Source organism: Microbispora cellulosiformans (genome assembly GCF_008728085.1).
GTDB classification, from domain to species: Bacteria; Actinomycetota; Actinomycetes; order Streptosporangiales; family Streptosporangiaceae; genus Microbispora; species Microbispora amethystogenes.
The window spans coordinates 404631-423211 of sequence record NZ_VYTZ01000004.1 but is presented as its reverse complement, the minus strand read 5'-3'; the positions used below and the strand labels follow the sequence as shown (position 1 = coordinate 423211).

Genomic DNA, 18581 nt, shown 5'->3' with positions numbered 1-18581 from the left:
GTACCGATGACCGCGAAGCGGCGCGGCGCCCAGCTGGGCATGCTCGCCTTCGCCGTACTGATCGTGATGGGCGCGTACGCCAGCGTCGGGCTCGGGATCAACGGCAAGGTCCCCTCCGGCATGCTCGGCTACGGCCTCGGCCTCGGCGGTGTGATGCTCGCGGCCTACCTGGTGCTGGCCAAGTTCGCGCCGTGGGCCGACCCTCTCCTGCTTCCCCTCGTGACGCTGGTCAACGGCATCGGCCTGGTGATGATCTACCGGCTGGAGGAGGGCGGCATCAAGGATGCCTCGGCCTCCAACCAGCTCATGTGGACGGCGCTCGGTGTGGTGATGTTCTCCGCGACGCTGATCGTGTTGAGGGACCACCGCGCCTTGCAGCGCTTCACCTACACCGCCGGCTTCGTCGGGATCGTGCTGCTCGTCCTGCCCGTGCTCCCGGTGGTCGGCTCCGAGCACTACGGCGCCCGGATCTGGATGAACCTCGGGCCGTTCTCCCTGCAGCCGGGCGAGTTCGCCAAGCTGGCCCTGGTCGTCTTCTTCGCCGGCTATCTCGTCGCCAAGCGCGACGTGCTGGCCCTGGCCGGCCGCCGGCTGCTGTTCATCGACCTGCCGCGCGCCCGCGACCTCGGCCCGGTGCTGATCACCTGGGGCGTCAGCATCGCGGTCCTGGTCGCCGAGAAGGACCTCGGCACCTCGTTGCTGCTGTTCGGCGCGTTCATCGCGATGCTCTACATCGCCACCCAGCGCACCTCCTGGGTGCTCATCGGCCTGCTGCTCTTCGTGGGCGGCGCCGTCCTCGCCGGGCAGGTCTTCAGCCACGTCCAGGCCCGCTTCGAGGGATGGTTGCACGCCAGCTCCACGGCGGTCTACGACTCGGGCACGAGCTACCAGCTGATGCAGGGCCTGTTCTCGCTCGGCTCGGGCGGCATCCTCGGCACCGGGCTCGGCCAGGGCTATCCCGGCATCACCCCGTTCTCGTTCTCCGACTTCATCTTCGACGCCGTGGGCGAGGAGCTGGGCCTCACCGGCCTGATGGCCATCCTCATGGTGTACGCGCTGATCGTCGAGCGTGGCCTGCGGATGTCCCTGGCGTCCCGCGACCCCTTCTCGAAGCTGCTCGGGGGCGGGCTGTCGTTCATCCTCGCCTGGCAGGTGTTCATCATCGTCGGCGGGGTGACCCGGCTGATCCCGCTGACCGGTCTCGTGACGCCGTTCATGTCCGCGGGAGGCTCGGCCCTGCTCGCCAACTGGATGCTCATCGCCCTGCTCGTACGCATGTCAGACGCGGCCCGCCGGCCGCCGCCACAGGCGATCCAGGACGAGGGGATGACCCAGGTGATGCAGCGATGAACAGCACGCTCAAGCGCGTCGCCGTGGCCTGCCTGCTCATGTTCGGCCTGCTCATGGCCAATGTGACCTATCTGGGCACAGTGAAGGCGGAGAGCCTGCGCAACGACTCGCGCAACGTCCGGATGCTCTACTCCAGGTACAAGATCGACCGAGGCTGGATCACCGCCGACAACACCAAGACCACCCTGGCCAAGACCGTCGACACCGGCGACTCGAAGTTCCGGTTCGAGCGGGAGTATCCGCTGGGCAAGCCGTTCACCCACGTGGTCGGCTGGTTCGCGCCGGAGAGCGCCGCCGGCATCGAGAGCGCGATGGGCCGCTACCTCGACGGCTCGCACCCCGACCTGGTGGTCCGCCGGGCCATCGACATGGTCAGCGGCAAGCCCGCCAAGGGTGCGAGCGTCGACCTCACGCTGAACACCAAGGCCCAGGAGATCGCGTACAAGGACCTGGCGAGCACCGGAAAGCGCGGCGCGGTCGTGGCGATCGAGCCCAAGACCGGCAAGATCCTGACGATGGTGTCGGTGCCGTCGTACGACCCCAACCCGCTGGCCACGGCCAGCAAGGAGAAGGTCAACAAGGCGTACAACAAGCTCGACAAGGACGGCGACAAGCCGCTGCTGAACCGGGCGATCGACCTGACGTACGCCCCGGGGTCCACGTTCAAGACGGTGACCTCGGCGGCCTACCTCAGCGACGACTCCTCCCGCGACGAGAACACGCAGGTCGACGCGCCCGACTCGCTGCCGCTGCCGGGCACGAGCATCTCGCTGCCGAACTACCACGGGGAGTCCTGCGGCGGCCGGGCGACCCTGGTCGAGGCGCTGACCATCTCCTGCAACACGCCGTTCGCGAAGATGGGCATGGAGCTCGGCTGGGACAAGCTCAAGGAGCAGGCCGAGAAGTTCGGCGTCGGGAAGCCGCTGGCGATCCCGCTGTCGGTCGCGGGCAGCAGCATCGGCAAGGAGGAGGGCAAGGCCGAGCTCGCCAAGACCGCGATCGGCCAGCAGAGCAACCAGATGACCCCGCTGCAGATGGCGATGGTCGCCGCCGGCATCGCCAACCAGGGCACGGTGATGAAGCCGTACCTGGTCAACAAGGTCTTCGGGCCCGACGGCGCGGAGATCGACGGAACCGACCCGGAGTCGCTGAGCGAGGCCGTCAGCCCCGAGGTCGCCGGAGAGCTGACCAAGATGATGATCAGCGTGGTCGAGAACGGCACGGGCGGCGCGGCCAAGCTCCCCGGCATAACCGTCGCGGGCAAGACGGGCACGGCGGAGACCTCGCCGGGCAAGCCGTCGCACGCGTGGTTCATCTCCTTCGCCCCGGTCGACGACCCGCAGGTCGCCGTGGCGGTCTTCGTGGAGTCGGGCAGCGCGGGCAACGACGCCACCGGCGGCGCGGTGGCCGCGCCGATCGCGCACGACGTCATGCAGGCGGTGCTCGGACAGTGACCGAGACGGTGCTCGGCGGCCGGTACCGGCTGACCTCCCCCATCGCCGCGGGCGGGATGGGCGAGGTCTGGCGGGCCGACGACGAGTTGCTGGGCCGGGAGGTGGCGATCAAGCTGCTCGGCCGCCACGTGGCGGGCGACTCGACCTTCCGCGACCGGTTCCGCTCCGAGGCCCGGATCACCGCCGCCCTGACCGATCACGGCATCGCCCAGGTCTTCGACTACGGCGAGACCGACGACGTGGCCTACCTGGTGATGGAGCTGGTGAAGGGCGAGCCGCTGTCGGCGGTCCTCGCCCGCAACGGCGCGCTCGGGCCCGAGGTCACGCTCGACGTCGTGGAGCAGACGGCCCGGGGCCTGCAGGCGGCCCACCGGGCCGGGGTGATCCACCGCGACGTCAAGCCCGGGAACCTGCTCGTCACCGAGACCGGCCAAATAAAGATCACCGACTTCGGCATCGCCCGCGCGCTGGAGGCCGCGCCGCTGACCGCGACCGGCCTCGTGCTCGGCACCGCCCAGTACGTGAGCCCGGAGCAGGCGTCCGGCGACACGCTCACCCCCGCGAGCGACATCTACTCCCTCGGCGTGGTGGCGTACGAGTGCCTGGCGGGCCGTCCGCCGTTCACGGCGGAGACCCCGGTGGCGCTCGCGCTGCGGCACCTCAACGACACGCCCCCGCCGCTGCCCGGCAACGTGCCCGCGCCGGTGGCGGCGCTGGTGATGTCCATGCTGGCCAAGGATCCGGCCGCGCGGCCGGAGACCGGCCAGCCGCTGATCGACCGGGTGCGCGGCCTGCGTGGCACCCTCGCGGGCACGGCCGCCTCGACGGCGGTGCTCGGCTCGCTCACCGATCCCCAGGGGTTCCCCGCCACCGGAGGCCACACCATCGGAGGCGGCATCGGAGGCGGCGCCGCCGGAGACGCCGGCGGGACCAGGCCGCTCGGCGCGGCGCCGAATCCCGGGTCTCCGCACCTCGCACCGGGAGCCGGGTATCCCGGCGTCACCTCCCCGTTCGGCCAGGCGGGCCCGGAGTCCGCGCTGCCCACTCGTCCGGGCGGGGCACCCGTGGGCGTCCCCGGAGCCGGAGCCGGGGTCCGGCGGCCGGCCGGCGCGAGCGGCGCCGGCGGGCACGCGGCGGGCGGGCGCAGGCGACGGCCGGCGGCCCTGATCCTCGCCACGGCCGGCTGCGCGGCCGCGGTCGCCATCGGGGTGCTGGCGTTCACCGCCGCGCACACCGGCGACACACCGCCCGACACGGGGGAGACCACCGCGCCCGCGACCTCGCCGTCCGCCTCGCCGACGCCGTCCAAGGCGCCGGCGCGGGAGTCCAGGCCGGCGGCGCCGCCGTCGCACCGGCCCACGGCCCGCAGGACGTCGGCTGAGCCGACCGCCGTTCCGTCGGCTACCGTAAGCAGGTCGGCACCATCCACCCGGACGCCCGAACCGGAACCGTCCCCGACCTCTTCCTCGACCTCGGAACCGACGTCCACCCCGGCCAAGGACACCACCGAGACTCCGCGCCCCACGGAACCCCCGCCCGACACGAACCCTCCGGCTGAGGGGGAGTGATGAGGAAAAAGGTCGATGATGGACACCGGCGGCACCCCACGATGAACGGCAAGGGACTGTGCAGGAAATGACTCAGCCACGACTACTCGGCGGACGCTACGAGCTCGACGGCGTCGTGGGGCGTGGCGGCATGGCCGAGGTCTACCGCGCCCGGGACATCCGGCTGGACCGTGTCGTCGCCATCAAGACGCTCCGCTCCGACCTCGCCAGGGACCACACGTTCCAGGCGCGCTTCCGGCGTGAGGCGCAGTCGGCCGCCTCGCTGAACCACCCGTCGATCATCGCCGTGTACGACACCGGCGAGGACATGATGGACAACACGCCCGTGCCGTACATCGTCATGGAGTTCGTCGACGGGCGGACGCTGCGTGACGTGCTGCGCGCCGACCGGCGGCTGATGCCCGAGCGGGCCGCGGAGCTCGTCGACGGCATCCTGCGGGCACTCGACTACAGCCACCGGGGCGGCATCGTCCACCGGGACATCAAACCGGCCAACATCATGTTGACGCTCAACGGCGAGGTCAAGGTCATGGACTTCGGCATCGCCCGGGCCATGGCCGACTCCGCCGCCACGATGACCCAGACCGCGCAGGTGATCGGCACCGCGCAGTACCTCTCCCCCGAGCAGGCCCGCGGCGAGCGCGTCGACGCCCGCAGCGACATCTACTCGACCGGCTGCGTGCTGTACGAGCTGCTCACCGGCCAGCCGCCCTTCACCGGCGACTCCCCCGTCGCCATCGCCTACCAGCACGTGCGGGAGGACCCGATCCCGCCGTCGCGGATCGACCCCGAGATCCCGCAGTGGGCCGACGCGATCGTGCTGAAGGCCATGGCCAAGGACCCGGTCCACCGCTACCAGAGCGCCACCGAGATGCGCGGCGACCTCCAGCGGGCCCTTTCCGGCATGCCCGTCGACCCGCAGACGATGGCGATGGCCACCCAGCAGCACAACTCGTACGGCGTGCAGGACCGCACCCGGACCATGACCACGGCGGGCGCCGCCGCCCAGGGCACCCGCGCGATCCCCCAGTACGACTACGGCCCCGAGGAGCGCGGCGGCCGGTACGACGGACGGCGGCGCGGGGGCGGCGGCAACACCGCGCTGAAGACGGCCGCGTGGATCCTGATCCCCCTCCTGATCATCGGCGCGATGATCGGGGTCGGCTACACCTTCCTCGGCGGCGGCGGCTCGTCCACGGCCGACAAGGTCGCCATCCCGCAGGTGACCAACCAGACGAAGGCCGCGGCCAAGCAGGCGCTGGAGGGGAAGGGCTTCAAGGTCCAGTTCGGGCCCGAGGAGTTCAACGCCGACGTGCCCAAGGGCTCCGTCATCAGCACCGACCCCGCCGAGGGCGAGGAGGCCGACCCCGGCTCCACGGTCACCGTCGTCGTGTCGAAGGGCGAGGAGAAGATCTCCATCCCCGACGTGACCGGCCTGGCGCCGGACGAGGCCCGGGCGAAGCTCGTGGAGATGGGCCTCAAGGCCAGCGTCGTGGCGAAGGTCTCCAGGCAGCCGCAGGGCAAGGTGTTCGAGACCGACCCGAAGGCGGGCGAGGAGGTCGAGAAGGGCTCCCTCGTCAAGCTGTACGTGCCCAAGGAGATGACGGAGGTGCCGAGCGTCGTCGGCCTCACGCTGGCGGACGCCAGGAAGGCGATCGAGGGCGCCGGCTTCAAGGTCAAGACGACGGAGCGGCCGAGCGACGTGGTGCCGCAGGGCAACGTGATCGACCAGTCGCCGCAGGCGGGGGCCAAGCTCAACCCCGGCACCACGATCACGCTGACGGTCTCCAGCGGGCCGGAGCAGACGCAGGAGCCGCCCCCGCCGCCCGTGGACGACACACCGACGGGCGATCCGACCGGTGACGGCGGTGACGGCGGCGACGGCGGCGTCGACCTCGGGGACGGCGGCGACCCCTTCGGCAACGGCTGAGCCCGGAGACGCGAGAAGGGCTTCCGCCACTCGGGGGCAATGGCGGAAGCCCTCACTTTGGTAGTCGTAACAAGAGCGGAAAGCGTTACACGATCCGCGCGAGCCAGTTTCCGAGCAGCCGGTGGCCGTGCTCGGACACGACCGACTCGGGATGGAACTGGACGCCCTCGACGGGGGCGGCACGGTGGCGCAGGCCCATGATGACGCCGTCGGGGGTGGTGGCGGTGACCTCCAGCGCGTCCGGCACGGTCCCCGGGACAACGGCGAGCGAGTGGTAACGCGTCATCGTCACCGGTGAGGGAATCTCCGCGAAGACCCCCCTCCCGTCGTGCCGGACCGGGCTGGTCCTGCCGTGCATCAACTCGGGTGCGCGGCTCACCACCGCGCCGTAGGCGACGGCGATGGCCTGGTGGCCGAGGCAGACGCCCAGCAGCGGCAGGCCGCGCGCAGCGCAGTGCCGTACGAGGGGGACGGACACGCCGGCCTCCTCGGGCGTGCCGGGGCCCGGCGACACGAGCACCCCGTCGAAGCCGTCGGCGTCGCCCACCACGACCCGGTCGCGCGGCCGCACGTCGCAGTCCGCGCCCAGACCACGCAGGTACTGCACGATCGTGTGGACGAAGCTGTCGTGGTTGTCGACGACCAGCACCCTCGGCGGCGTCCTGGGCTGTGTTTCCCGCTGCACCATGTTTCCCGCTGTTTCCCGCTGCGCCATCGGCTCGTTCGGCGTTCCCGGGTGTGGAGAAATCGGACTTTCAGCGTAAGGCAATACCGTACGGGGATCGCCCCGGCGGGCCCGCGCCGACTATCCTTGCTCGGGACTTCGCCGCCACGGCGGCTACGCTATTGACACCAGCCCGCACGACCGCGCGGGTACCCACCAGGAGACGCTCCCGTGCCCAAGTCGAAGATTCGCAAGAAGCCCGTCTACACGCCGCCGCAGAAGACGCAGACGGTGAAGGTCAGCCCCCGCTGGCTCGCCCCTCTGATGGTGGCCTGCTGGATCGTCGGCATCGTCTGGATCGCGGTCTACTACATCGCGCCGACCGTTCCCGGTATCTCCGCGCTGGCCAACTGGAACCTGCTGATCGGGTTCGGGCTCATCATCCTGGGTGTCGTGCTGTCCACCAAGTGGCGTTAGCCGTTTGAGATTTTTTCCACAGTCTTTGTCCACAGGCTGTGGGTAAAGTGCGACGCGCGGTCGATCCGCCGGGCCCGCCTCCGTACGGCGAGGCCCGGCCGGCCGCTGGAATCAGGTGCGGATGCCTACGGGAGGAAACCCGTACGGCGGAAGTGTCGTGACGAGCAGGACCAGCGCCACCAGCACGACCGCGGCGACGCCGACCTGGATGAGGACGCGGTTGCCGCGGGGCGCGTAGACGAAGCCCGCCGCGACCAGGGCGCCGATCACCAGCCCGCCGAGGTGCCCCTGCCAGCTGATGCCGGGCACGACGAACGTGAGCACCACGTTGATCCCGATGAGCCACAGGACGCCCCGGGCGTCGTACCCGAGCTTGCGGGAGACCACGAACAACGCGGCGAACAGGCCGTAGATGGCTCCGGACGCGCCGACCGCCACGGTGCCGAAGAGATAGATGGCGACCGAGCCGCCGAGCGCCGACAGCAGGTAGAGCGCCGCGAAACGGGCCGAGCCGAGCCTGCGCTCCAGTTCGGGGCCGATGACGTACAGCGCCCACATGTTGAACAGGATGTGCCAGAACGACGGCGGCGGCGAGTGCAGGAAGGCCCCGGTGATCAGGCGCCACCACTCGCCCATGTGGACGCCCAGCGAGTACATGGCGAACCGCTGGAGGACCTCGTTCTGGTTCACGACCTCGGCCGCGTACGCGAGCACGTTGAGGGCGAGCAGCGCCCAGGTGACGCGGGGCGCGGCGACGACGGCCCCGCCGAAGGTCGTGCGGGCCTGCCGCACCTCCCGGTTGCCCTCCTGGACGCATTCGGGGCACTGGTGGCCGACCGCCGCCTCACGCATGCAGTCGGGGCAGATCGGGCGCGCGCAGCGCTGGCAGCGGACGTAGGTCTCGCGCTCGGGGTGCCGGTAGCAGGTGGGTACGGCTTGCGCCCCCGGCTGCGGGGGCGGCGGAGGCTGGGAGGTCATGGAATCCTTCCTGGGCGGGGCCCGGTGCGGGCACATCCACGACAGCCAGCCTATAAGCCGGAAACGCCCCGGCCGCGCGCGTTCGCGCGGCCGGGGCGCCGGAGGCGTCAGGACCGCTCGATGGTGACCTCTTCGAGGACCACGTCGTTGACGGGCCGGTCGCCCCGGGCCGTGGGGGTCTTGGCGATCGCGTCGACCACCTCGGTGCCCTCGATCACCTCGCCGAAGATCGTGTGGCCCTGGTTGAGGTGCGGCGTCAGCGAGACGGTGATGAAGAACTGGGACCCGTTGGTGCCCTTGCCGAACCGCTTGCCGGCGTTCGCCATGGCGAGCAGGTAGGGCCGGTTGAACTGGTTCTCCGGGTGGATCTCGTCGTCGAAGCTGTATCCCGGGCCGCCGACGCCCTGCCCGAGCGGGTCGCCGCCCTGGATCATGAAGCCGTTGATCACCCGGTGGAAGATGGTGCCGTCGTACAGCTTGGCGGTCGTCTTCTCGCCGGTCTCGGGGTGGGTCCACTCACGGGTGCCCTCGGCGAGTTCGACGAAGTTGCGCACCGTCTTCGGCGCCTTGTTGGGGAAGAGCCGGACCCGGATCGTGCCGTGGTTCGTGCGCAGGTTCGCGATGAGGTTGTCAGCCACGAGGGCCGCCCCCTTTGGTTGCTCGTGTTAGTTGTCCGGATCACAGGGTATCGAGCATGCCTTCAAGCACCGCCCGTGATTGAGCCCCGGCCATCCGGGAAGGGGACGTTCCGGGGCCCTGTCGATTGGGGAGGTTGATGTGTCCCTGTCAATGAGAAAGCGCCGTGCCGAAGTGGTCATCCCGCAGACGTGGCTGAACAGGGTGAGAGAGCAGGCCATGAAAGCCGGTGGCCGGGTGAGCCCGATGGCGGAGAACGCCAGGGATCTCGCCACGCACCGGATCGAGGACGCCAGAGTCTGGGCGGCGCCGAAGCTCGACCAGGCCGCGCAGTCGGTCGAGGAGCAGATCGCTCCGATCGTCAGCGCGTTCCTGAGCGAGTTGGCCCGCCGGATCGAGGTGTCGACCGGCACCCGGCGGACCCGGCGGCGCTGGCCCGTCGTCGCGCTGCTCAGCGGTGTCGCGATCGGCGCGGCCGGTGTGGCGATGTACCGCAACAACGCCCAGAAGTGGGCCGAGACGATGCGGGACAGTGTGCGGCACACGGGTGCCGACGCCGGCAGGTGGGTCGGGGACAAGGCCGAGGAGGTCGGGGAGAAGGCCGACAAGGCCGCCGACGAGATCTCGGGAAAGATGTCCTGAATCCATCAGGTACCGCGCGGCCTCGGCGCCGCGCACGGCCCGCCCGGGTGCGCGTCGAGCAGACGGGCCGGGCCACTCGATACGGCCGGCGTCCTCCACGCCGGCCGTTCGCGTGTCCGGAGCCCAAGACGGCCCGGTTCAAGACGGCGCGGCCTCTCCAAGCTGCACGGCGGGTTCCAGGCGGTGCAGCATGGCGGGCAGCGTGCCCTCGTGGACCACGGTCAGCCGCCGCGTCGCCCGCGTGGTCGCGACGTACAGATCCTGGCCCCCCTTCGGTGACTGACGCAGGATGCCCTCGGGGTCGACCACGACCACGGCGTCGAACTCCAGGCCCTTGGAGCCGCGCACGGTCAGGACGGCCACCCGGCTGTCCAGCGGATCGACGGCCTCGGGAAACAGCGCGGCGACCTCGGCGTGGCGGGCGTCCGGTGTGACGACGCCCACCCGTCCCTCCCCGATCTCACGCAGGTCCTCCTCCACCAGCCGCCGCAGGTCGGTCCCGGCGGCCGGCACGGCGCGGGGGCGGGCGCCGCCCTGCCTGACCGACTCGGGCGGCTCCTGCCCGGGCTCCACCGCCCGCAGCACGTCCGCCGCCACCTCCATGATCTCCGCCGGGGTCCGGTAGTTGACCAGCAGGCGCTCCTCCCGCCAGCGCCCCTTCACGTACGGGTCGAGCATCTCGCCCCAGGACCGGGCGCCGGCGGCCGCGCCGGTCTGCGCGATGTCGCCCACGACCGTCAGGGAGCGGGCCGGGACCCGCCGCATCACCGTCCGCCACGCCATCGCCGACAGCTCCTGCGCCTCGTCCACGATCACGTGCCCGTACGCCCAGGTGCGGTCGTGCGCGGCGCGGTCGGCGGTCGTGACGTACGGCCCGTCGTCGCGGTTCCGGCCGGCCAGCGAGGCGGCGTCCAGCGCAGAGGCGGCATCGGTGATGGTCAGGACCTCCCTGGCGTACAGCTCCTCCTCGCGCCGCTCCTCCTCCGCGCGGCGGCGTCTCGCCCCCGCCCCGTGGTCGTACTCACCGAGCAGTTCGGCGGCCTCGTCGAGCAGCGGCACGTCGCCGATGGTCCAGGGCGCCTCCTGTGGCCGCAGCAGCGCCGCGCGCTCGTCCTCCGTCAGGTGCGGCCCGGCGGCGGCGCGCAGCCGCTCCTCGTCGGACAGCAACTCGCGGACGAGCCGCTCCGGGGTGATCTCGGGCCACAGGGCGTCGAGCGCGTCGCGCACCGGCCGGTGCTCCCACAGGGCCGTGGCGGCGTACCGCAGGTCTCCGTCCTCCAGCGGCCGGTCGAGCTGTTCGGCCTCGTCGCGCGCCAGCGCCGGCAGGATCCGGCGGACGAAGGCCCAACGGGCGATGTTGTGCCGCCGCCGCAGGCCGCGGGCATGGTCCCGGGCCCGCAGGCAGGTGGCGTGGTCAACCCGCAGCGTCATCTCCTCGACCACCACCTCCACGCCGCCGCGCAGGGACGTGCGCACGGGGATCCGCACCTCCAGGTCGCCGTCCGGCACGCGCTCGCGGTCCCGTACGGCCTCCTCGATCACGCGGGCCATGCGCGGGTCGCCCTTCACGACGGCGGTGGCCGGCCCGTCCTCGGCCTCGGCCCGCACCCCGGGATGGAGCCCGCCCAGGCTGGTGAGCACCACCTGGGTCTCGCCCAGGGCCGGGAGCACCTGGCCGATGTACCGGGAGAAGGTCGCGTTGGGCGCGACGACGAGGATGCCGCGCCGTTCCAGCGTGTCGCGGTGCGTGTAGAGCAGGTACGCCGCGCGGTGCAGCGCGGCGACGGTCTTGCCGGTGCCCGGCCCGCCCTGCACGACCAGCGCCCCCGCCAGGCCCGAACGGATCACCCGGTCCTGCTCCCGCTGGATCGTCGCGACGACCTCGCCCATGCGGCCGGTGCGCCCCCGCCGCAGCGCCGCGAGCAGGGCGGCCTCGCCGACGAGCGTACGGCGGTCGGCGTCGGCCATCCGGTCGAGGTCGAAGACCTCGTCGTCGATCCCCACGACCCTGCGGTCCCGGGTGTGCAGGTGACGGCGGCGTACGAGACCCTCGGGGTCGCCGGGGGTCGCGACGTAGAAGGGGCGTGCGGCCGGGGCCCGCCAGTCCACGAGCACGGACGTGTGGTCGTCGTCGCGGAGGCCGACGCGCCCGATGTAGAGGGTCTGGCCCTCCCCGTCGTCGACGCGGCCGAAGCAGAGGCCGCGTTCGACGGCCGACAACCGCGCGTGCCGGCGGGCGTGCTCGGCCGCCGCCACCTCCCGCTCCACGAGCGCCTGCCGGGTTCCCGAGGCTCCCCGGGCCAGTACGGCGCGCATTCCGCGGCCCGCCCGGTCGCGGGCGATGTCGAGGCGTTCGTACAGCATGGAGACGTACTCCTGTTCACGCCGCAGGGCTTCGGCGCGAGCGGCGCCTGTTTGACGGTCACCCATCCTTGTGATAAACTCCTATCGAGGGGATCTGTTTTGCAGATGACTTCGAACCTCTCACTATAGGCCACAGTCGGCCGTTTCCGTATGCCTTGCGGCTCTTCTCCGCCTCTTCTTCGCGGCCACCTCTGGGACCTCAGTCAATTCGTGTGACGGATGTGAGTGAGGACGGGCCTGTCCTGGGTAGCCGTCCTCCAGCGGAGGAGTCGCCTGCGTCCCGTCCCGGATTCGTTCGGGCACCCGGTGAACCACCGCGCGCCGCGGGACGTCTTGGAAACAAGGAGGCCCGGATGGACGTCCTCGACAGCCTCGTGGACGAGGAGCTCCGGCTGGAGTTCGTCCTCATCGAGGCGCTGCACCAGGAAGCGGAACGGCTGGCCGCCCCAGCCGTACGCTGAGATCGCGCGCCCGCCGTCCCTCACGGGACGGCGGGCCGCTTTCACGCCTGCCCAGGCCGGCGAGAGCCCGGATCCAGGGACTCAGATCCAGGGGCGGAACACGGCCCGTACGCAGCCGTCCTTCTTGTTCCTGAACAGGTCGTAGCCCCTCGGCCCCTCGTCGAGGGTCATCGTGTGCGTCGCGAGGTGGGACGGTCTGAGCTCTCCCCGGCCGATCAGTTCGAGCAGCTTCGGGATGTACCGCTGGCCGTGCTGCTGCGCGCCCCGTAGCGTGAGGCCCTTGTTCATCAGCGCGCCGAGCGGGAACTTGTCCACGAACCCGGCGAAGACGCCGAGCACGAACACCGAGCCGCCCGTGCGGCAGGCGTGGATCGCCTCCCGCACGGCGGCCGGGCGGTCCTGCTCCAGGCGGAGCCGCTGCTTGACCCCGTCGTACACGCGCTGCAGGCCGGTGCTGTCCGCCTCCATGCCGACGGCCTCTATGCACACGTCCGGGCCCCGCCCGCCGGTGCGCTCGCGCAGTTCGGAGACGACGTCGGTCGTCGTGTAGTCGACCACCTCGCAGCCGACGTGGCGGCTGGTCATGGCCAGCCGTTCGGGGTAGCGGTCGATCGCGACGACCCGTTCGGCGCCGAGGAGCATCGCGGCTTTGGCGGCCATCTGGCCGACGCCGCCGCAGCCCCACACCGCGACCACGTCGCCCGGCCGTACGCCGCCGAGGTCGGCGCCCATCCATCCCGTCGGGACGGCGTCGGAGGCGAACACGGCGTCCATGTCGGAGACGCCCTCGGGCACCGCGAACGCGTTGTGGTCGACGAAGGGCACCCGGACGTACTCGGCGTGGCTGCCCCGGAAGCCCCCCATCGCGTGGGAGTAGCCGAAGATCCCGGCCGTCGACCCGCCCCACATCAGGTCGGTGATGCCCGGGTTGGGGTTGCTGTTCTCGCACAGGGACCAGTCGCCGTGCCGGCACGACCAGCAGCGGCCGCAGCCGATGATCGAGCAGACCACCACCCGGTCGCCCGGCCGGTGCCGGGTCACCTCCGGGCCGGTCTCCACGATCTCGCCGAGGAACTCGTGCCCGATGACGTCGCCCGCCCGCATCGCCGGGATGTGGCCGCCGAGCAGGTGCAGGTCGGAGCCGCAGGTGGTGCTGGCCGTCACCTTCACGATCGCGTCCTGGGCGTTGAGGATCGCGGGGTCGGGCACCCGCTCGACCGACAGCTCGTTCACGCCCTGCCAGCACACCGCCTTCACAGCCGCCCCCCTTCCGACGCCCGGCCGAGCGCCAGGTCGAGGACCTTTCCCGGCAGGGTGGGCCGGGTGGTGGCGACCTCCTCGTCCGACCGCAGCACGTCGCCCGTCTCCAGCAGCGACTTCGCCTCGCGCAGCGCCGTGCGGACCGCCGTACGCGAGTCCTCGCCGCGCAGCCGGGTCAGGGCGCCTTCGGCGCGCGCCGTACGCTCCCGTGGGCGGGCGTAGAGCTCCGTGCCCCGGCCGCCCGGCGCCGGGTTCATCCGCACCTCCGCGTCCACGCGGGTCAGCGGCTCGGGCAGCCTCTCGCCGGGAGCGACATCCTCGGGCGGCCGGTTGATCGTGACGCCGAGCCAGCGGCCGGCCGCGAGAGGGTCCTTCGCCGGGACGGGCGTCCGGCCGCGCGCCGCGGCCCATCGCGCCACTCCGAGGCCGGCGGCCGCGAGCGCCGCCGCGCCTGCGATGAGACGTTTCATGGCATCGCCCCCTCCAGGCCCCCGGCCCGGCCGTCCTGTCGGGGTGCTACCCGTGCCCAGCGGCTCTATCCCGCCCGTGGCGGCACGTGAGGAGGAGTTGGGGCTATCGGGGGGCGGTTATTGGGGGGCGCGCGGCGGAGCGGCGGCGAGAGCGGCCTCGACGGTGGGGAAGACCGGGACGTGGGACGCCAGGCCCGTGATCCACAGGGCGCGTGCCGCGCCCTTCTCCACCGCGACGAGAGCCAGCCAGCCCCCTTCGTCGAGTGCGCGCTTCCAGCAGCTCACCAGCAGGCCGGTCGCCCTGGAGTCCAGGAAGTCGAGCCCCAGGAGGTCCATCACCAGGTGCGGCCCGTACTGCGCGAAGGCCTTGTCGAAGAGCTCGGAGGCCGCCTCGTGGGTGATGAAGTCGAGCGTGCCCCGCACCGTCACCACTCCGAGGCTTCCGCTGCTCCCGCCGTCTCCGGCGTCGGAGGTGATCGGCTCTGTCGAGATATGGAGTTCGGCCATCAGGACACTTCCAAGGCGTTCGGCATGATGCGCGCGACGAGGATGCAGGTGTCGTCGCCGGTGTTGCTCGGGGCGAGGACCTCCATGACGGCCGCCACCCTCCCGTCCGGAGGCACTTTCGGCACGACCTCCGATATGGCCGCGCTGAGGATGTCCAAACCCTCGAACAGGTCCCGGCCCGGTCGTTCGATGAGGCCGTCGGTGAACATCAGGAGCAGGTCGTCCGGCTCCAGCCGGACCTGCGCGCACGTGTAGGTCACGCTCTCGAAGACTCCGAGGAGGACGCCGGGATGCAGCAGCCGGTGCACCTTGTCACCCCGCACCAGCAGCATCGGGGGGTGGCCCGCGTGGGTCCACGTGAGCGTGCGGTCCTCGACCCGGTAGCGCGCGACCACCGCCGTGGCGAGCACGTCGGGCCGCATCCGCCGCAGCAGCCGGTTCAGCGCGACGAGGATCTGCGCCGGGTCGTGGTCGGCGAAGGCCAGCCCGGTGATCGCGTGCCGCAGCTTCGCCATGGCGGAGGCCGCGGCGAGGCCGTGCCCGGCGACGTCGCCGACGGCCAGCAGCGCCTCCTCGTTGTCGAGGTGGATGGCCTGGTACCAGTCGCCGCCCAGCGGGGCCGTCTCGGCGGGGAAGTACCGCACGCCGAGCTGCAGCCCGGGCACGGCGTCCTGCACCGGCAGGATGATGCTCTGCAGGCGCGCCGTGAGCTGCGACTCCTCCTCCAGGCGCTGGCTGACCTCCGCCAGTTCGTCGGCGGTCCTGCGCCAGTCGGTGACGTCCTGGACCACGCCGTGGATCTCGACGGGCCGCCCCGCGGCGTCCCTGGTGACCTCGGCCGTGGTCCTGACGTGCCGGTACTCCCCGTCGACGCGGATGCGCAGCTCGAACTCGTGCGGCCCGCCGCTCTCCACGAGCGTGGAGAGCGCGTGGTCGACGACGGGCACGTCGTCGGGGTGGGCGATCTCGCGGTAGTGCTCCAGGGGGAAGGGGCCGTCGGCCACGTCACGCCCGTGGATCACGTAGAGCTGGTCGGACCACTCGACCTCGCCGGTCACCAGGCTCCAGTGGCCCCATCCCAGGTGACCGAGGCGCTCGGTGTGCAGCAGCCGGGTGGACAGCCGCTCCTCCCTGTCGTGGCGCACCCAGGACAGGAAGACGCCGCCCTGCAACGCGGCCACGCGGACGCTGTAGGTGGAGAGGTAGGGGACGCCGTCGTCGTCCTCCCTGTGGACGTAGGGAGAGACGTCCTCGGCCTCCCCGGTCGCCAGGACCCGCAGGCAGGCCTCCCACAGCGGCGAGCCGGCGACGCTCGGGTACCCCTCCAGCATGCGCAGGCCGACGAGCTCCTTGCCGACGCGGTCCTTGATGTCGCGGGCCTCCGGGCTCGCCGCGAGCACCTCGAAGTCGACGACGGCTCCGGCCGGGTCGCGGATCGGCAGCTGCCAGACGCCCTGGGTCGGCATCGCGTCGAGCGTGGCCTGCAGGAGGGAGACGACGGCTTCCCGCGGGAGTTCGCCGGAACCGTCAGGCGAACTGTTCACAGGGGTCAGCCGCAGGATGCGATCACCTCCGCCCATGAACCCGCCGTCCACCTTCCTCGGAACGCTCAAGGGCCGATGCCGGAAGAATCGCCCTTGTCGTCCCGCCGAGACTACCCCTCCCTGCCAAGGATAGGCGCTGGACCCCACTTGGTCTCCCCGGGAAGTACTCCGCAGATCAACCGAGGTGGCCAGGGCGAATCCCCGGCGGCTTCCGGCGGCGCGCGGCGATAAATGAAGTGACGGACGGGTGCCGGAGCGGCACGATGGGCTGTCGCCTCTTCTTCACGTCTCTCCTCTCCATGTTCCCTCTTCTCCACGTCCACCCCGTCTCCCGGAGTTCTCACATGGCCGGCGTGCGCCGCGATCTCGGCCTGCTCGGGGATCGGCGGTTCGCCCTGCTGCTGGCGGCCCGGACGATCTCCGTACTCGGCACCGCCTTCGCGCCGGTGGCCCTCGCCTTCGGCGTGCTCGGCCTTCCTGGCGCGACCGCCACGACACTGTCGGTCGTGCTCACCGCCGAGGCGCTGCCGATGGTGCTGTTCATCCTCGTCGGCGGCGTGATCGCCGACCGGCTGCCGCGCCACCGGGTCATGATGGTGGGCGAGTCGCTCAACGCGGCGGCGTACTTCTGCCTGGCGGCGATGATGCTCACCGGCTGGACGCCGCTGCCCGTCCTCGTGATCGCGAGCGCGGTGAGCGGCATCGCCGCCGCGGTCCTGTTCCCCGCCCTGACCGGCATCATCCCGGACGTGGTGCCCGCCGACCGGCTGCAGACCGCGAACGCGCTGCTGGGGCTGGGCCAGAACGTCTCCCGTGTCGCCGGCCTGGTGCTGAGCGGCGCCGCCGTGGTCCTGCTGGGGAGCGGCTGGGCGCTGATCGTCAGCGGGGCGATGTTCGCCGTGGCCGCCGTGCTGATCGCGCTGGTGCGGCTCACCCCCGCCGAGCGCGCGGCGGGCGGCGGGCACTCGGTGCCGGCCGAACTGCGGGACGGCTGGCGCGAGTTCGTCTCCCGCCAGTGGCTGTGGGTGGTCGTCGCCCAGTTCTCGATCCTGGTCATGGCGCTGCAGGCCTCCCACGGCGTGCTCGGGCCGCTCGTCGCCAAGGAGTCGCTGGGCGGGGCGCCCGCCTGGTCGGCCGTCCTCGCGGGCGAGGCCGTCGGCATGATCGTGGGGGTGGTCGTCACGCTGCGCCTGCGCCCCCGGCGGCCCATCCTGGTCGCCACGCTGCTCACGCTGCCGACCGCCGCGCCGTACGTGCTGCTCGGCCTGGACGCGCCGCTGTGGACGGTCGTGGGCGGGGCGTTCGTGATGGGCGTGTGCTTCGACATCTTCGGCGTGCTGTGGCAGACCACGATGCAGCGCGAGATCCCGGCCGAGTCGCTGTCGCGGGTGAGTTCCTACGACGCGCTCGGGTCCCTGATGTTCGGGCCGCTCGGCCTGCTGCTGGCCGGGCCGGTGGCCATCGCGGTGGGGCCGCGCCCGGCGCTGGTCGCCTGCGGCGCGATCATCGTCCTGGTCACGCTGACCGCGCTGCTGGCCCCCGGCGTACGCGGGCTGCGGGTCGCCGACGAGGAGACCGCGGCCGTACCCGCCGCGTCCTGACTGCGCGCGTCACGAGCGCGTAACCGCTCTGTTCACCGGCGCGGCTTTCGTCCAGGGTGTGAGGGGACAGGACGCCCCACACGGAGGTCAGCATGGACGACTATGGCATCACCGGCGCGCGGGTGGATCTGGAGGTCGTCGTCGACCTGCCGCCCGAGCGGCTGTGGGACCTCGTCACCGCCGTCCACCGGGTGAGCGAGTGGAGCCCGGAGTGCGAGCACACCGCCCTGTTGGACGGCACTGTGGACGGGGGCGGGAGACGGGTCGCGGTGGGCACCCGCTTCGAGGGACGCAACCGCCGCGAGAACCTGGTCTGGACGGTGAACTGCCTGGTCACCGAGGTGACGCCCCCGCACTCGTTCGCCTGGGTGGTGCTCGACGACGCCCACGACCCCGAACGCCCCTCGTCGTTCTGGCGCTACGACCTGGAGCCCGGCGACGCCCCCGGGCGGACCCGGGTGCGGCACACCTTCGAGCACGGCCCCGGGAACAGCGAACTGCGCAGGATCATGGCCGCCAACCCGGAGATGGCGCCGGTCATCCTCGACGTACGGCTGGGCGAGTTGCGCAGGCACATGACCGAGACGCTGAAGGCGATAACGGCCGCGTACGCCTGACCTCGGCGCACAGCGCAAGCACAGAGCAACGCAGAGCGAGCACGGCCCGGCTTCGGAA

At 71.7% G+C, this 18581-nt stretch carries 16 protein-coding genes; 8 read left to right on the top strand and 8 right to left on the bottom strand.

Annotation, left to right across the window (positions count from 1 at the left end; all coding sequences use genetic code 11):
- Window positions 1-6 precede the first annotated feature (6 nt).
- From F5972_RS13125 to pknB, 4 genes are all read left to right on the top strand, one after another.
- A complete protein-coding gene (locus F5972_RS13125) occupies window positions 7-1350 on the top strand; it encodes an FtsW/RodA/SpoVE family cell cycle protein (RefSeq protein WP_150933948.1) in 1344 nt (447 codons plus the stop codon).
- Window positions 1347-2804 (top strand): peptidoglycan D,D-transpeptidase FtsI family protein, encoded by a 1458-nt coding sequence (locus F5972_RS13120; protein WP_150933736.1) that lies wholly within the window; start codon window positions 1347-1349, stop codon window positions 2802-2804. Before F5972_RS13125 ends, F5972_RS13120 begins: the two co-directional genes overlap by 4 nt.
- A complete protein-coding gene (locus tag F5972_RS13115; protein WP_225311423.1) occupies window positions 2801-4372 on the top strand; it encodes a serine/threonine-protein kinase in 1572 nt (523 codons plus the stop codon). The genes F5972_RS13120 and F5972_RS13115 overlap by 4 nt, the downstream gene beginning before the upstream one ends.
- A gap of 67 nt (window positions 4373-4439) precedes the next feature.
- Window positions 4440-6302 carry a Stk1 family PASTA domain-containing Ser/Thr kinase gene (pknB, locus tag F5972_RS13110; RefSeq protein ID WP_150933735.1) on the top strand — a complete coding sequence of 621 codons (1863 nt, stop codon included), beginning with the start codon at window positions 4440-4442 and terminating at the stop codon, window positions 6300-6302.
- Between the two features lie 85 nt (window positions 6303-6387).
- Here pknB and F5972_RS13105 read toward each other — a convergent pair whose 3' ends face one another.
- Window positions 6388-6990, bottom strand: coding sequence for an anthranilate synthase component II (locus F5972_RS13105; RefSeq protein WP_150933734.1), 603 nt, complete (start codon window positions 6988-6990; stop codon window positions 6388-6390).
- Window positions 6991-7197: 207 nt separating this feature from the next.
- On the opposite strand from F5972_RS13105, the gene F5972_RS13100 reads away from it, so the two are divergent.
- Window positions 7198-7443 carry a cell division protein CrgA gene (locus F5972_RS13100; protein ID WP_150933733.1) on the top strand — a complete coding sequence of 82 codons (246 nt, stop codon included), beginning with the start codon at window positions 7198-7200 and terminating at the stop codon, window positions 7441-7443.
- 111 nt (window positions 7444-7554) lie between these two features.
- Here F5972_RS13100 and F5972_RS13095 read toward each other — a convergent pair whose 3' ends face one another.
- Together F5972_RS13095 and F5972_RS13090 are read right to left on the bottom strand one after the other, a co-directional pair.
- Window positions 7555-8421, bottom strand: a complete 867-nt coding sequence (locus F5972_RS13095; RefSeq protein ID WP_150933732.1) for a rhomboid family intramembrane serine protease — start codon at window positions 8419-8421, stop codon at window positions 7555-7557.
- 107 nt (window positions 8422-8528) lie between these two features.
- Window positions 8529-9059, bottom strand: coding sequence for a peptidylprolyl isomerase (locus tag F5972_RS13090; protein WP_150933731.1), 531 nt, complete (start codon window positions 9057-9059; stop codon window positions 8529-8531).
- A 151-nt stretch (window positions 9060-9210) separates the two neighbouring features.
- On the opposite strand from F5972_RS13090, the gene F5972_RS13085 reads away from it, so the two are divergent.
- A complete protein-coding gene (locus F5972_RS13085) occupies window positions 9211-9699 on the top strand; it encodes a hypothetical protein (protein WP_150933730.1) in 489 nt (162 codons plus the stop codon).
- Between the two features lie 138 nt (window positions 9700-9837).
- Here the strand turns inward: F5972_RS13085 and F5972_RS13080 are convergent, their stop codons facing one another.
- The 5 genes from F5972_RS13080 to F5972_RS13060 all read right to left on the bottom strand — a co-directional run bounded on the left by F5972_RS13080 (window position 9838) and on the right by F5972_RS13060 (window position 16374).
- Window positions 9838-12129 carry a HelD family protein gene (locus F5972_RS13080; protein ID WP_150933729.1) on the bottom strand — a complete coding sequence of 764 codons (2292 nt, stop codon included), beginning with the start codon at window positions 12127-12129 and terminating at the stop codon, window positions 9838-9840.
- Between the two features lie 476 nt (window positions 12130-12605).
- Window positions 12606-13781 (bottom strand): zinc-dependent alcohol dehydrogenase, encoded by a 1176-nt coding sequence (locus F5972_RS13075; protein ID WP_150933728.1) that lies wholly within the window; start codon window positions 13779-13781, stop codon window positions 12606-12608.
- Window positions 13778-14254 (bottom strand): hypothetical protein, encoded by a 477-nt coding sequence (locus F5972_RS13070; RefSeq protein WP_150933727.1) that lies wholly within the window; start codon window positions 14252-14254, stop codon window positions 13778-13780. Before F5972_RS13070 ends, F5972_RS13075 begins: the two co-directional genes overlap by 4 nt.
- Before the next feature lie 117 nt (window positions 14255-14371).
- Window positions 14372-14761: an STAS domain-containing protein gene (locus F5972_RS13065; RefSeq protein WP_150933726.1), complete on the bottom strand. Its 390-nt coding sequence runs from the start codon at window positions 14759-14761 to the stop codon at window positions 14372-14374.
- Entirely contained in the window at window positions 14761-16374 is a 1614-nt protein-coding gene (locus tag F5972_RS13060; RefSeq protein WP_150933725.1) for a PP2C family protein-serine/threonine phosphatase, read from the bottom strand. Before F5972_RS13060 ends, F5972_RS13065 begins: the two co-directional genes overlap by 1 nt.
- 275 nt (window positions 16375-16649) lie before the next feature.
- Here F5972_RS13060 and F5972_RS13055 point away from each other — a divergent pair, with 275 nt between their 5' ends.
- Together F5972_RS13055 and F5972_RS13050 are read left to right on the top strand one after the other, a co-directional pair.
- Complete coding sequence (locus F5972_RS13055) at window positions 16650-17906, top strand: MFS transporter (RefSeq protein WP_150933724.1); 1257 nt, start codon at window positions 16650-16652, stop codon at window positions 17904-17906.
- 92 nt (window positions 17907-17998) lie between these two features.
- Window positions 17999-18523, top strand: coding sequence for an SRPBCC family protein (locus tag F5972_RS13050; RefSeq protein ID WP_150933723.1), 525 nt, complete (start codon window positions 17999-18001; stop codon window positions 18521-18523).
- Window positions 18524-18581 lie beyond the last annotated feature (58 nt).